We start from the raw sequence: 13,326 nt of genomic DNA, 5'->3' as shown, positions 1-13,326 counted from the left end.
CAAATGCAAGCACTCAATCCTCTTAAAACTCCCTCCTTTCTTCAGAAAATCCAATGGGTTGCTGACCCTGTAAAATATATGGAGAGTGCAGCCCAACAATATCCTGACCTGTTTACTGCTAATGTAATTGGTTTTGGAAACACCCTGGTATTCGTGAACCATCCTGAAGGACAGCAAGAACTTTTAACTAATGATCGCAAGAAGTTTGCTGCCCTTGGTAAAGAAAACAAAATATTGCAACCCTTACTCGGAGACCACTCAATTATTATGCTGGAAGGCGATCGCCATAGACGGCGGCGAAAACTAGTAATGCCTTCTTTTCATGGCGATCGAATGCGAGGTTACGGTGAGTTAATTTGTAACATTACAGAAAAAGTATTCAATCAGTTACCCACAGATAAACCCTTTTCTGCACGTAGCGCTACACAAGATATTTCCTTACAAGTCATCTTACAAACGGTTTTTGGTGTGCATGAGGGAGAACAGAGCCAACAACTCAAGCAGGGATTAGCGTTAATGGCGGATCTGTTTCGCTCACCTTTTACTTCTAGTTTTTTATTTTTTCCCTTCCTGCAAAAAGATTTAGGAGCTTGGAGTCCCTGGGGTAAGTTTTTACGGGATCGGCAAAAACTTGATAAAATGCTCTACGCTGTAATTGCTGAACGCCGAAGGAACAACGATGCAAATCGGATCGATATCCTCTCATTGTTGATGTCAGCTCACGATGAAGCTGGAAACTCAATGACAGATCAGGAGTTGCGCGATGAGTTGATGACTTTATTGTTTGCTGGATATGAAACCACTGCAACAGCAATGGCTTGGTCATTGTACTGGGTTCATCAACAACCCGAAGTCCGCGAAAAACTGCTTCAAGAATTGGATACCCTTGGTGATTCACCAGATCCCATGAGCATTTTCCGGTTGCCTTATCTCACCGCTGTCTGTAATGAAACCTTGCGGATTCACCCGGTTGCTATGTTGACATTTCCGAGGATTGTACAGGAACCTGTGGAACTACTAGGACATTCTTTAGAGCCTGGTAAAATCGTAGTCGGCTGCGTGTATCTCACTCATCAGCGCGAAGATTTATATCCAGAACCAAAGCAGTTCAAGCCAGAACGTTTTCTAGAGCGTCAATTTTCTCCTTATGAATTCATCCCCTTTGGTGGTGGTGTGCGCCGCTGTTTGGGCGAAGCTTTAGCTGTGTTTGAAATGAAGCTAGTATTAGCGACTATCCTGTCACGCTATCAACTCGCACGGGCTGAGAATCAACCAGAAGTACCTCGCCGCCGAGGTGTTACCCTTGCACCTGCTCGTGGCGTTCAGATGCTAATTACAGGAAAACGTGCGCCTCAAGAGTCTCTTCGGAGTTTGGCAACTATTTAGTTAAAGAGCGATCGCGAGAACAGGAAATAGGCTTGAATGGCTGAGTTTCAGCTGGTTGCTCTACGTATTACAAAATCGGCTCGCAAGAATTTAGTTAACACGATCGCATGGAATCTCTAACCTCTCGTATGCAAGCGGTACAGTCGCCGATTATTCCTGTGGTTGGGGAACTGATTAAAAACTCTCCCGGAACCATTTCTCTAGGACAAGGTGTGGTTTCTTATAGTCCACCACAGTCAGCAATTGAGTTTTTAGCCAAATTCTTTGCTGAACCTGCTAATAATCTTTATCAAGCAGTTGAGGGAATTCCCCCTTTATTGGCTGCACTGACAGCAAAATTGTCAGCCTTCAACGAGATTGAAATCAATGAAGAAAACTGTATTGTTGTCACGGCGGGAAGCAATATGGCGTTTATGAATGCCATTCTGGCAATTACTTCCCCAGGTGATGAAATTATTCTCAATACGCCTTATTATTTCAATCACGAAATGGCGATCGCAATGGCAGGTTGTCGTGCAGTTTTAGTGGAGACAGACGAAAATTACCAACTGCGTCTAGAGGCGATCGCTCAAGCAATTACCCCGAAAACACGAGCAATAGTGACAATTTCACCGAATAATCCTACTGGGGTTATGTATTCAGAAGCAGCATTGCAGCAAGTAAATCAAATCTGTGGCGTTCACCGAAGGTGTGCCGAAGGGACTCGCGGCATTTATCATATTAGCGATGAAGCCTACGAATATTTTACCTATAACGGAGTAAAACACGTTTCCCCTGGGGCATTTACTGGCAGCAGCAAATACACTATTTCCCTCTATAGCCTTTCCAAAGCTTATGGTTTTGCCAGTTGGCGCATCGGCTATATGGTAATTCCCAAACACCTGCTTGTTGCCATTAAAAAAGTCCAGGATACAATTTTGATTTGTCCGCCAGTAGTTTCTCAGTATGCAGCTTTAGGGGCATTGCAAGCAAAAGATGAGTATTTGCAGAGTCATGTAGGAGCAATTGCCCAAGTTCGACAAATAGTACTTGAATCTCTTAACCGCCTACAAGGCTTGTGTACTATTACCCCAGCCAATGGTGCTTTCTATTTTTTCCTCAAAGTTCATACTCAGATGGATGCTTTGGAATTAGTTAAAAGACTGATCAAAGAACATAAAATAGCAGTAATTCCAGGTTCAACCTTTGGCATGGACAAGGGATGCTACCTACGCGTTGCATACGGCGCACTGCAAAAAGAGACAGTAAAAGAAGGTATAGACAGATTAGTAAAAGGTCTACAAATTATAGTGAGAAGTTAGTGATGAGTAAATATTAAATCCGTAGAGTTATTATCCAGCGTTTATTTACTTACTTTTCATAACATTCATAATTTAAATTTGAAGCAATGCCGATTATTAATAAAATAATCCAAATCGAAACTGAACAAGGAATTAATATTCATAACATAACACCACAAATTCAAGATTTTATTGCATCAACATCGATTAAGAATGGACAAATTTTAGTATTTTCTCGACATACCACAACAGCTTTAGCTATCAATGAAAATGAAGTCAGATTATTAGAGGATGTAAAGGTATTCTTACAGAAATTAGCACCTGAGTCAGAGCGATACTTGCACAATGACCTGCATTTAAGGGATGTTCCAGAAGATGAACCGATAAATGCTCACTCTCACTTGATGGCAATGATGCTAAGTACAAGTGAAGTAATTCCCCTTGTGGATGGAAAATTAGCTTTAGGTACTTGGCAATCTGTATTATTTTTTGAGTTGGATGGGCCTCGCAAACGAAACGTATTTTTGCAAATTTCTGGAGAGTAGAGACGTTGCATCGTAATGTCTCTACTGTCGGATTATTTTTTAAATAGTATCAAATAGGATTGCGATCGCTTCCAGCGGAACGTAGCTCATCGCGCTCAAACTAAAAAAAACAAAATCGTTTTGACTTTCCGTACTGAGCACGTAAAACTCAGGAATAAAAAATAACTTGGTAATTATAATTACAAAAAATAAATAACAAAGCAATTATACTTAACACCATTGTAGGAAGTATTTTTGTCATCAGTTGTGCCAATCTAGCAAATAACTCCTCAAACATAAATTTATGGCTAAACAATCGCAAGATATCAGGTTAGCTGCTACCACAAGAATCTGGGGACTTACAGTTGGCATTTTAACAATTTGTATTCCACTTTCTGCTGTTACTAGAAGTGGTTCTATTCTTCCTTTAGCTGCTATTGGTGGCGCAGCCGTTGCAACAATTGCTGTTTGGCGTTTTGATGAAAAAAGATTACAAACTAAATATTTGCAACAGCAGCAGGTAGAACTGTTAGAACAAAGAATAGCAAATTTAGAAACAATTGTTAGTACTGATGACTATGAGGTGCGGATAAAACTTCAACAACTAAAGGCAAGTGATGCTTACAGAAACCCCCCTAATATCAGCACTACATCCAAGCAATCAAAACGTAAAGCTTAGAATCTAGCTTAAAATACAATATGATTAGCTCTAACACCCAGTACTTTTTGGTTAATAGGGAAAGGGGAATGGTTTGAATTCACCTTTAACTATTGCCCTTTAATCTTTTCCCAAACTAAAAAAGAGTAGTTTACGCTTATCCGAAAAGTATTGGCTCTAACACCAACCGTATTGCTTTACGAGCAGAATCAGCAAACTTACTCTAGGTCAATATTTGAACCTTGTCCCTTTAATTAGGTAAGGATATCCTAACTCTTGTCTCCTGACTCCTATTATTCACACCGAAAAAATTGTTCAGATTGAGATTCGACTAATTCCACATCAAACACTTCTGCAAAAGACTTAGCTACATAAGAACGTACTTCTTGGCAAGTGATACCTGGAATCCATTCGGCTAAACTGCCTACAGATTTATCAGAAATGCCACACGGTACAATTTGCTCAAAGCCGGTCATGTCTGGACACACATTTAATGCAAAGCCGTGCATAGTAATCCAACGACTAACTTTAATACCAATAGCTGCAACTTTGCGCCCTTGTAACCAAACACCAGTAAAAGCCGGAATTCTTTCTCCCTCTAACCCATAAATTGCCAGTACGCGAATTAATACTTCTTCAAGTTGCCGTAAGTACCAGTGGAGGTCTTGACGATAACGTTGCAGATTTAAAATCGGATATCCTACGAGTTGACCAGGACAATGGTAAGTGACTTCGCCACCTCTTTCAACTCGATGCACATCATACTCACTCTTATTAATCTCAAATTTGAGAAATTCTGGGTTTGCTCCCTGTCCTAAGGTGTAGACAGGTGGATGTTCTAACAAGATTAACACGTCATCTACACTGGGGTCATTAATGCGCTCGGCGAGAAGCGATCGCTGCCATGCATGAGCGTCTAAGTAAGGCATTAGTCCCTGGTTATATAACAGACAACGGTTTTGGTGCGTTTTCATACTATGGATAATGCCAAAAATCAACTAGTATCGGGAAGAAATATATTTCAACTCACAAGATTGAAGTCAACAAATGTCAAGCTATGCAAAGGATTTTAAAGGAAAGTCAAGGGAACCAGCATTAGAAAACACAAAGTGCTAGCTTGAATATATAACCTCAATAGGCGTTGGGAGGATTCTCTGCAATCAGCATCACGCCAAGACAATAAGAATGAATGCACTGGCTGATGACTCTAATATTATTGTTTGCATCTCACAGGATCAAACATTCCCAAAGACTTGTGTTCTTTATCAACAGCGAGCGGAGTTCTTGGAACACAGAATCAACGACCAACAGTTGTTTAAGCGTTACTTAGAGAAAAAAGTAGTCACGGGAGCTACTGCTCAGACTACCTCATCCTAAATTTCTGCGTAGACATCCAATTGCTTTGCAACCAGTTGGAAAGCAGCGCAGAGATCAGAAGATAAATCGACGGTATACTTAACAAAAACCAGATGCAGCAAGCCTTAGAGACAGCGTACCAGCAGTACATAAAAATAATTCACAATTTGTTTTGGCGGTATTGATAGACCTTACCGCAACTTCTTTTCATACAAAGCAAATTCACACATCAAATATTCAGCGGGAGAGTTTACATGAAGCTTGTCATCCACGGCAAAAATATAGAAATTACCGATGCGATTAGGGAGTATGTGCATCAAAAAATTGAAAAAGCAGTTAATCACTTTCAGAACATCACAAATGAAGTGGATGTGCATCTTAGCGTAGCCCGTAATCCTCGAATTAATCCTAGACAAGCGGCTGAAGTAACGATTTATGCCAATGGTAGCGTCATCCGTGCTGAGGAAAGCAGCGAAAACTTATACGCCAGCATTGACTTAGTTGCAGATAAAATTGCCCGTCAACTGCGTAAATATAAAGAACGGCGTCAAGATCAGAAAATTCATGCCCAACCAACAAATGAAGCAGTGGTTGCAGAGTCGATAGTAACAGATTTAATTGGCGATCGCACCCCCGAATTGCCTAACGAGGTCGTCCGCACAAAGTATTTTTCCATGCCTCCAATGACTGTTGCACAAGCCTTAGAACAACTGCAACTGGTAGGACATGACTTTTATATGTTCCACAATTCTGAAACTGGGGAGATTAATGTAATTTACGAACGCAACCACGGCGGTTATGGTGTGATTCAACCCCGCAACGGTAACGGTCATACTAACGGTAAGAATGGCAAGTCAGCTCAAGCCAATATTGCCATGCCAGAAAAATCGCACTCGAATAAATAGAGGCTGAGGACTGGGGACTAGGGACTGGGGAGCAGAGGAGCAGCACTTCTCTACAAGAGGCTTGTCTGCGACACGCTGCGCGAACGCCCTAAGCGTAGCTATGCCGCAGGCTTTACGGCTCCTTTCAGCTCTGCTCAAAGCAAGCCGCTCAGTGACCGAGGGGTAGAGAGGCAAAAGAATAATTCTTTTCCTTCTCCCCATTCCCCATTGCCCCTTATCCCCAGAGGGGGCCCCGAGTTTCCCATTTCCCATACCCTATCCCCTACTTAGCTGCAAGCTGTTGCAGCGTTTTCAGAGACTCTTCAACATGACCTTTAAAGTTAAACATTGAATCAAAAACGTATCGCACAACTCCCTCTTGGTCAATAACGTAAGTAACACGACCAGGAAACAAACCGAAAGCTGCTGTTGCACCGTAAAGCTTGCGTACTTGGTCGCCTTTGTCGCTCAAGAGGGTAAATGGTAGCTGGTGCTTTGCGGCAAATCGCTGGTGAGATTCGCTGGAGTCGGCACTTACACCAATAACTTCAGCGTCAGCGGTTTTAAATACTTCATACTGATCGCGAAAAGCACAAGATTCTGTCGTACATCCAGGTGTGTCGTCCTTGGGATAAAAATATAGGACAACAGCTTTTTTACCACGAAAATCTTTGAGGCTAACTGTTGAACCGTTTTGGGCAGGAAGGTTGAAATCAGGAGCGGTATCCCCAACTTTGACTGGCATAACAAATAGTGGTGATTATTTAATAAAGGTACATTAACTAATTATTTGTCACTTTGGTATTCACTAGCTACTCAAAAACCTCAAGCAATAAGTTCACACTTTCGGTCTATATTTGGTTGCTCAAATTACAGCCATAGAGAGATTTTCTTAAAAAGAAACTTATCTATTACTAAATAGTATTTCCAAAAGTTAAGTAGGAAAACCGTACTCATCATACAGGTTTTCTGCACTATATATCTGAGTTTAGCTAGATACAATCAAGGTGTAGCTTGAGTAATGCTGTTGTTGAGAAAAACTTAAAAATCTATGCAGCATTAGCAGGAGAGCGGAAATATGACAAATCAATTGAAAACGGTAGCTTTGCTAGCTGCACTCAGTGGCTTATTGATTGCAATTAGTTATTGGGTAATTGGCGGCACTGGTGGTTTGATTGTAGGAATTGGTTTAGCAGCAGTAACAAACCTATTTTCTTGGTATCAATCAGATAAAATTGCCCTTTCAGTTTACCGCGCCCAGCCCATAAGTGAAAGCCAAGCGCCAGGACTATATCGAATGGTGCAAAGATTGTCTCAGCGCGCCAATATTCCCATGCCAGGAGTTTACATTGTTCCTAGTCAAACTGCCAACGCTTTCGCTACGGGACGCGATCCAGAACACGCTGCTGTAGCTGTCACCGAAGGCATTTTGAATATACTACCAGAGGACGAACTCGAAGGCGTTATTGCTCACGAACTTACTCATATTATTAATCGTGATACCCTGACACAAGCCGTTGCTGCTACTGTCGCTGGTGCTATTTCATTCTTAGCCCAAATGGTCAGCTACAGTTTATGGTTTGGTGGTGGTTCACGAGATGATAACAGAGGTGGAAATCCTTTAGGTATTCTATTAACGGTAATACTTGCGCCATTAGCTGCCACAATTATTCAGCTAGCAATTTCTCGCACACGAGAATTCTCAGCTGATTCTGGTTCTGCCAGATTAACTGGTAATCCCCGCGCCTTAGCTCAGGCATTGCAACGGTTAGAAGCTACGGCAAAACAGTTACCTTTGAATGCCAACCCAGCATTTGAACCGTTATTAATTATCAATCCCATTTCTGGACAATTTCTAGGTAACTTATTTTCCAGTCATCCTGCCACTGAAGCACGAGTTGCAGCATTGTTAAAATTAGAGCATCAATTGTCAACCACAACTTATTGAGAAAAGTCCAAGGTCAAATGTAATTGATCTTGACCCTTGACTGATCACTCCAAGGTGCAGTTTTCATTCGATAGTCAGCTTTGCAATAAGGATATTTCAACTTATGAATGCTAACAACATCGAACCCATTGAAACCACAATAATTGAATCCACCGAATCCATAGTAGTAGTAGAAATCAGTTCTCAAACTGACGAAATGGTAGAAACCGAAATGGCTGGTGAGACTGATGAAGTTAAGCGCGAAACCAAAGCACTTATTGAAGCGTTAAAAAGACGCGCTCAAACTGAAGCTAGATTAGCAGGTACTCTTACCCGTGAAACGTACTTAAAAGCTGTACGTCAAGCACGGGAAGCAATTGAAGGGAGGAGACTTATTGAACGAGATCATCGCCTGGAATATGCTTGGGTGGTAATGCAGGATGAAGCCGAGAAAAACTGGTACTTGCTGATGAAAGAAGTAGTAGACTTCAGCCTTCGTCTTCAAAAGGCTACTAAAGCTGCTTGGGAAGCCTTCAATGCTCCTCGCTCTCAACTTTAAACAGGGTGTGTAAGCAATGCCTCTCCTTATACCTTGTTCCCAGTCTCCGACTGGGAATGCCTTTAAGTAGACTCTGGCTCCCATCCAAGTGGCATCGCTATGAATAGCATTTCCTTGTTATACCAATTAAAAAAAAGAATGTGACAGATAGACCATGTAGAGACGTTGCATTGCAACGTCTCTACCAAAGGATTTGTTACAATCATTAATTGAATCGGTATTAGATAGAATCTGGAAACAAATACACCACCTACCCTAAACCCAGAAACTTGGAAATCAGCGGCAAAAGTTTGCTACACTCTTCAACTAACTTTGTCGCACGGGGTAAGCCTGCAATCAATCCCACCTTTTAAAATTTTATCTTGTTCTTTGCCGTGTATATCGTCCATCAAGTCCCTGCTTAATCCAACTTAGACATTCGTATTCAGATGTGAATAATTTTGGTGCAGCAATATTGTTCAATAATTCTGGTGGATAATGGTCGTAAAAATATTTACCTGCTTCTTCAAAGACAATAATCAAATTATTGCGATAAATATATCGGAACTGAAAATTATCCCTTTGACTGTTAAATTCTAAATGTTTGTCAATATGTTCTTTGGCAATATCAACGATATTACTGATGCTACAGCCATAGATTCCTGCTGGATTCTCTGCTTTGTGAAATTGACTTTTTTGTCCAATTTCTGCTAGCAATCTATACGAATAAATTTCGTAATTATCAGCTTTGGCAAAAATAAATGGAATGATGAGATAACCTTTATATGAGACTGACTTTTCATGAAGAAGACGACTCATCTCAACCTCCTTTTGTATAACTGCTCTCAAAAAAATTGCTTGAATCACATACACACTAAAAATTAATACATTTCTGTTAGTTACTCTTACACCTTACCTACACTCCACGACTCTTTTGTAAAGAAGGCTATATCTTCTGTGCAAAAGGGTAGCTAGGTTAATCTCGGTTTATCAGAAAAGTATCGCAATAATAATTATCGCTCTTTTTGAAATCAGTAAGCATTATATTTGTGAATTAATAAGGGTAATTGATAAAGTTTGCTGTCATATTTAAGTAATTTACCTATTTTTATTGAAAAAATTTTTACTTTTGCTTCAATTTGATCACTGAATCGGTATTTTGGCGATCGCTTCAAATTCAAAGCCACTGGGAGTATATCCTTGCTCAGTAAACTGGCTTAAAAATGTTGAGGGGACTAGGGATGATTCTAAAGTGAGCAAAACGAGCAAATTGCTCAAAGAGTTAGGAATGAGTTTGATACCCAATAAAATCGTATAATTAACAGAGCCAATGGAAAATTTAACCATCACATTTGTTTACAGGGTAACTATTGTCTCAAAGTTGCGAAACCAATTAAAGTGTTAATAAGCAGTGTTCAACCTATAGAGCAAGCGTTTGTCTGCGGTGACTAAACCGAAAAAATCAAACTAGGGTCAGACAAAACCATAGCTACCTAGGGGTATGAGTATATGAATGAATCTAATTTTACAGATGCTTTGCAATGGACATCTGAAGCTAAAACAAAGTTGAAAAGTATTCCCTTTTTTGTTCGTTCTCAAGCTAAAGCCCGAATTGAGCAGCTTGCTCGTCAAGCAGAGCAAGAAATTGTGACCGCCGATTTAGTAGAACAGGCTAGGCTTGAGTTTGGACAGTGAGCAGCTAGTGACCCCATTCTAAGGTAATCTCCAGATTGGCTGTGGAAGTACCTTTGACTAGTAAAGGTATGAGCTTACCCGATTCAATACAAATTTCTATACCAAATTTTACACTTGCTTTATCTGGCTTAGCTTTGTGAACTATCTCTGCAATTTCCTTGGTAAGAGATTCTATAGCAACGGTTAGTTCGTTAAAAGGTTGGGTTTGAAAATTTATTTTACGTTCGCCGATTAGTGTAGCTTCAACTCGGACATGTGTACCATCAGCAAGTTCTACCGAAATAATTCTAGTTTGGAGTTCCATGTTGATTTGACTGGATTACTCTGCTTTTATAACATTCAATCACTAGTAATAAATACAACTTTAAATTTTCAGGCAGTCTCCGTTTCCTATTGTACGCAAGCACCCCACCACACCTGATGTTAAGCAGGGATAACCAAGAAATTAGCTGAATTTACCTAGTCAACTCCCTCCCACGTTCATCGCCGCCAAAAAAGCCTTCTGACTAACATCTTTGTAAACTACATCCAAATAGTTCATTACCATATCACCAGAATTTAAATTTACGGCATTTTCTGCCTCTTTCGCTAAGGGAATCGCTCCCAATACGTCTAATATTGTCTCGCTACTCGACGGTGCAATTACTACCAAAGATGACTCTAGTGGCTCGTTATATTGCCAGAAAGCGTCAATTCTTACTGAGTATTGATTATTGGGAATTAACTGTTGAACTTCAGGGGTTTCAATAGTGTGAGCTTCAACCTTGGCACTACGTAAATTTCGTAAATCACTAATAATTTGCTCTTTTGTGCGTCCACGCAATTGAAATAGTACAAATGGATCTTCACTGAAGCGATCGCCTAACTGATAATAAATAGCACCAATATGTTTGCAAGGATTTGCCTTATCGGGACAAGAGCATTTACTGTGGATATCAGAGAGGGTAAAAGGAAATAAAGAAAGACCATTCGCTGTAAATACTTCTTCTATATTTTGTGGCATTTCCCCTGCCAGTAGCTTGGCAGCAAAAGTTACTTTATGGGACATTGTTTCAATTACATAACTCCATTGCTCATCACTAAAGGGGTCAAGAGAAAGGGAAACTTTATAAGGTTCTGCTTCACTACCTTGTACTCTAGCTAAGACTTTTGCACCTTTAAACTCGATACTCAAGACATTTCCCTGACGAGCATAGTTTCTAGCACGTTCCAAACGCTTTTTAAACCGATAAGAATCTAGCAAATCAAGCCATCGTTGTGACCACCATTCTCGACTTGCTTGAAGAGTGTAATTGGTCATAATTTTTCTTCTTTTATTAAATAAATTAGTGGGACAAATGCCACCCTATCTAGTGTTTTATATTATCAAAATTTTAATTTTGATATTTTTTAGATTGAGTCAGAAAAGACGCATTTGACGCGGCAACTATCAAAGTAACTTTTGGGTGGTGTAACGTGCCTTGTTATTCCCTTCTTGTTAAGGATTCAGGTCAAAAACGGTATTCAGCGAAACAATAGTAGTTTGATGACCGTGGTCACTTGATATATCACATTAACCCATAACGTTGATATATTGTTCATTCAAAGTTATCAAGTAACGTTCCCTTCAGCGGCAGTTACTAATTTTCTTATACCCACCAAGAAAGCTGTACTGTCCATTTCAAAAGGGTGTTAGCCTGCGATATCTATAATTTCAATAATTTCATTTTAGACACTTTTGCTTACAGCCCATTTTTTTTTAAAATACTCAACAAAATTCGTTAGTAGTCCCCTTCCTCGACTGAAATCTTTCCCCTCCACAATTTCAAAATGTGTACAGTCAGCTGTATGATCGTTGAGAAAAATAGAATAATAACCTAGTTTAGGAGTATCTCTTCTTCTATCAAATAAGATATAAAAAGGCACGCAAGTAAGCCCATCATAAATTTTTAATTCTAGATTATGCCCATAGCTTGGATCGCTTCTCAAGTTACGCATTACGGTAATGAAGTCTCGAAGTCCTACAACCCAGGCTTGACCTTCATCCATCTCATTAGATCTATAAGTAGCATTAGGACAATCAGGATCTATTGCAAGAATATGGATCTTAACTCCTTCTTGCAAAGCATTCTTTAAGTCTTCAAGGTACCCTTTACGAAGTGAGCAGTAGGTGTCATGCCAATACACTGTATCCCCATTCTTTGCAATGCGAAAAATGCTACCAAAATCCATCTGCTCATGTACCCTCCGAAAACCCTGTTCAGAAAAAGCCTTGATCCTGAACATATTCTCCAAGCGGTTAACCAGTGAATCTCGATCATAGATAACTGAAACCCAGCTAGCTAACAGTGCCGACCCAGTTGTTGATAGTAGCTGCGACCAGAAACCTAAACTATTTTGAGTAAACAAACCGACAGTTAAAAGTATTAAACCAATAGTAAATACTACGGATGTCGGAGTGAAATAAGTCGCAAAGTTACTTAATGGATTTTCGTATCTATGATTATTATTTTGAGGCATTAATGTTCCGCAGCTAGAAGTCAAGATTCAAGATGGCATGAAGATAAAATAAAAAATTAATCACTAAAATCGAACTCGTTAGAACGGTTAGAAGAGGAATATCCTAGTGTAACTGAACTAAAACTTGCAGATGAACTACTAGAAGAATGTGCTGGAATTTTAGAAAACTTTACATTATCTGACGGAAAAATTTCTTGAAAAAGAGTTTGACTCAATTCAAATTTATTAAGATGCTTTTTTTCGTCCTGCTGCCCTCCTAGCCCAGAATAGGGATAATGATCTAAGAATCGACCGAATAAATATTGGCAATCATTCCGATATTTCTCAGTGTCAAGAATATGAACATGCCAAACATTATCAACTTCCTTTGTAGGTACCAGTTCTTGCTCAGGGTACAAAGCATTCAAAAAAAGAAACTTTTTGTATTGAGAAACTGCATATTCTGCTTTTTCTCGGCTCCACTTATAAACATCTTTCGGATGAGTTAGCTTAATAATAATTGATTCTAAATCAAGATTCTCAAACTTAGGCAAGAATGCGCGTTTTAATTCATTATTAATACTTGTTCTCAACATAAAA

General features: G+C 39.7%; 16 protein-coding genes. 8 read left to right on the top strand and 8 right to left on the bottom strand.

The genetic code is table 11. The annotated features are described in order from the left end of the window. The first annotated feature begins 3 nt into the window (after nt 1-3). The 4 genes from FNW02_RS09315 to FNW02_RS09300 all read left to right on the top strand — a co-directional run bounded on the left by FNW02_RS09315 (nt 4) and on the right by FNW02_RS09300 (nt 3,869). On the top strand, nt 4-1,386 hold the full coding sequence (locus FNW02_RS09315; RefSeq protein WP_191757263.1) for a cytochrome P450: 1,383 nt from the start codon (nt 4-6) through the stop codon (nt 1,384-1,386). A gap of 107 nt (nt 1,387-1,493) precedes the next feature. Continuing rightward, nucleotides 1,494-2,687, top strand: a complete 1,194-nt coding sequence (locus FNW02_RS09310) for a pyridoxal phosphate-dependent aminotransferase (protein ID WP_191757262.1) — start codon at nt 1,494-1,496, stop codon at nt 2,685-2,687. 86 nt (nt 2,688-2,773) lie between these two features. Further along, nucleotides 2,774-3,211, top strand: a complete 438-nt coding sequence (locus FNW02_RS09305; protein ID WP_191757261.1) for a secondary thiamine-phosphate synthase enzyme YjbQ — start codon at nt 2,774-2,776, stop codon at nt 3,209-3,211. 283 nt (nt 3,212-3,494) lie between these two features. Continuing rightward, nucleotides 3,495-3,869 carry a hypothetical protein gene (locus tag FNW02_RS09300; protein WP_191757260.1) on the top strand — a complete coding sequence of 125 codons (375 nt, stop codon included), beginning with the start codon at nt 3,495-3,497 and terminating at the stop codon, nt 3,867-3,869. A gap of 272 nt (nt 3,870-4,141) precedes the next feature. Here FNW02_RS09300 and lipB read toward each other — a convergent pair whose 3' ends face one another. Further along, the gene (gene lipB, locus FNW02_RS09295) at nt 4,142-4,822 is read right to left on the bottom strand and encodes a lipoyl(octanoyl) transferase LipB (RefSeq protein WP_225225537.1); all 681 of its coding nucleotides are present in this window, start codon (nt 4,820-4,822) and stop codon (nt 4,142-4,144) included. Nucleotides 4,823-5,458: 636 nt separating this feature from the next. Between lipB and hpf the strand changes: the two genes are divergently transcribed. Then, nucleotides 5,459-6,109: a ribosome hibernation-promoting factor, HPF/YfiA family gene (hpf, locus tag FNW02_RS09285; RefSeq protein WP_191757258.1), complete on the top strand. Its 651-nt coding sequence runs from the start codon at nt 5,459-5,461 to the stop codon at nt 6,107-6,109. Nucleotides 6,110-6,371: 262 nt separating this feature from the next. On the opposite strand, the gene FNW02_RS09280 is transcribed toward hpf, so the two are convergent. Further along, nucleotides 6,372-6,833: a peroxiredoxin gene (locus tag FNW02_RS09280; RefSeq protein WP_191757257.1), complete on the bottom strand. Its 462-nt coding sequence runs from the start codon at nt 6,831-6,833 to the stop codon at nt 6,372-6,374. Nucleotides 6,834-7,166: 333 nt separating this feature from the next. On the opposite strand from FNW02_RS09280, the gene FNW02_RS09275 reads away from it, so the two are divergent. Both FNW02_RS09275 and FNW02_RS09270 read left to right on the top strand, forming a co-directional pair. Next, nucleotides 7,167-8,036, top strand: coding sequence for a zinc metalloprotease HtpX (locus tag FNW02_RS09275; RefSeq protein WP_191757256.1), 870 nt, complete (start codon nt 7,167-7,169; stop codon nt 8,034-8,036). Nucleotides 8,037-8,139: 103 nt separating this feature from the next. Then, the gene (locus tag FNW02_RS09270) at nt 8,140-8,574 is read left to right on the top strand and encodes a hypothetical protein (protein ID WP_191757255.1); all 435 of its coding nucleotides are present in this window, start codon (nt 8,140-8,142) and stop codon (nt 8,572-8,574) included. A 357-nt stretch (nt 8,575-8,931) separates the two neighbouring features. Here FNW02_RS09270 and FNW02_RS09265 read toward each other — a convergent pair whose 3' ends face one another. Both FNW02_RS09265 and FNW02_RS09260 read right to left on the bottom strand, forming a co-directional pair. Next, on the bottom strand, nt 8,932-9,372 hold the full coding sequence (locus tag FNW02_RS09265) for a hypothetical protein (protein WP_191757254.1): 441 nt from the start codon (nt 9,370-9,372) through the stop codon (nt 8,932-8,934). A 324-nt stretch (nt 9,373-9,696) separates the two neighbouring features. Then, nucleotides 9,697-9,900, bottom strand: a complete 204-nt coding sequence (locus FNW02_RS09260) for a hypothetical protein (protein ID WP_191757253.1) — start codon at nt 9,898-9,900, stop codon at nt 9,697-9,699. Nucleotides 9,901-10,062: 162 nt separating this feature from the next. On the opposite strand from FNW02_RS09260, the gene FNW02_RS09255 reads away from it, so the two are divergent. Beyond that, complete coding sequence (locus tag FNW02_RS09255) at nt 10,063-10,248, top strand: PCP reductase family protein (RefSeq protein WP_191757252.1); 186 nt, start codon at nt 10,063-10,065, stop codon at nt 10,246-10,248. 4 nt (nt 10,249-10,252) lie between these two features. Here the strand turns inward: FNW02_RS09255 and FNW02_RS09250 are convergent, their stop codons facing one another. The 4 genes from FNW02_RS09250 to FNW02_RS09235 all read right to left on the bottom strand — a co-directional run bounded on the left by FNW02_RS09250 (nt 10,253) and on the right by FNW02_RS09235 (nt 13,322). Next, on the bottom strand, nt 10,253-10,552 hold the full coding sequence (locus tag FNW02_RS09250; protein ID WP_191757251.1) for a CU044_2847 family protein: 300 nt from the start codon (nt 10,550-10,552) through the stop codon (nt 10,253-10,255). A 159-nt stretch (nt 10,553-10,711) separates the two neighbouring features. Beyond that, complete coding sequence (locus FNW02_RS09245; RefSeq protein ID WP_191757250.1) at nt 10,712-11,548, bottom strand: SWIM zinc finger family protein; 837 nt, start codon at nt 11,546-11,548, stop codon at nt 10,712-10,714. A gap of 407 nt (nt 11,549-11,955) precedes the next feature. Continuing rightward, on the bottom strand, nt 11,956-12,747 hold the full coding sequence (locus tag FNW02_RS09240; RefSeq protein ID WP_191757249.1) for a hypothetical protein: 792 nt from the start codon (nt 12,745-12,747) through the stop codon (nt 11,956-11,958). Nucleotides 12,748-12,803: 56 nt separating this feature from the next. Further along, the gene (locus FNW02_RS09235; protein ID WP_191757248.1) at nt 12,804-13,322 is read right to left on the bottom strand and encodes a glycine-rich domain-containing protein; all 519 of its coding nucleotides are present in this window, start codon (nt 13,320-13,322) and stop codon (nt 12,804-12,806) included. Nucleotides 13,323-13,326: the final 4 nt, after the last annotated feature.

This window comes from Komarekiella delphini-convector SJRDD-AB1, from assembly GCF_014831675.1.
Taxonomy (GTDB): Bacteria; Cyanobacteriota; Cyanobacteriia; order Cyanobacteriales; family Nostocaceae; genus Komarekiella.
The sequence above is the reverse complement of the archived record's forward strand: the minus strand, read 5'-3'. Positions and strand labels throughout refer to the sequence as shown.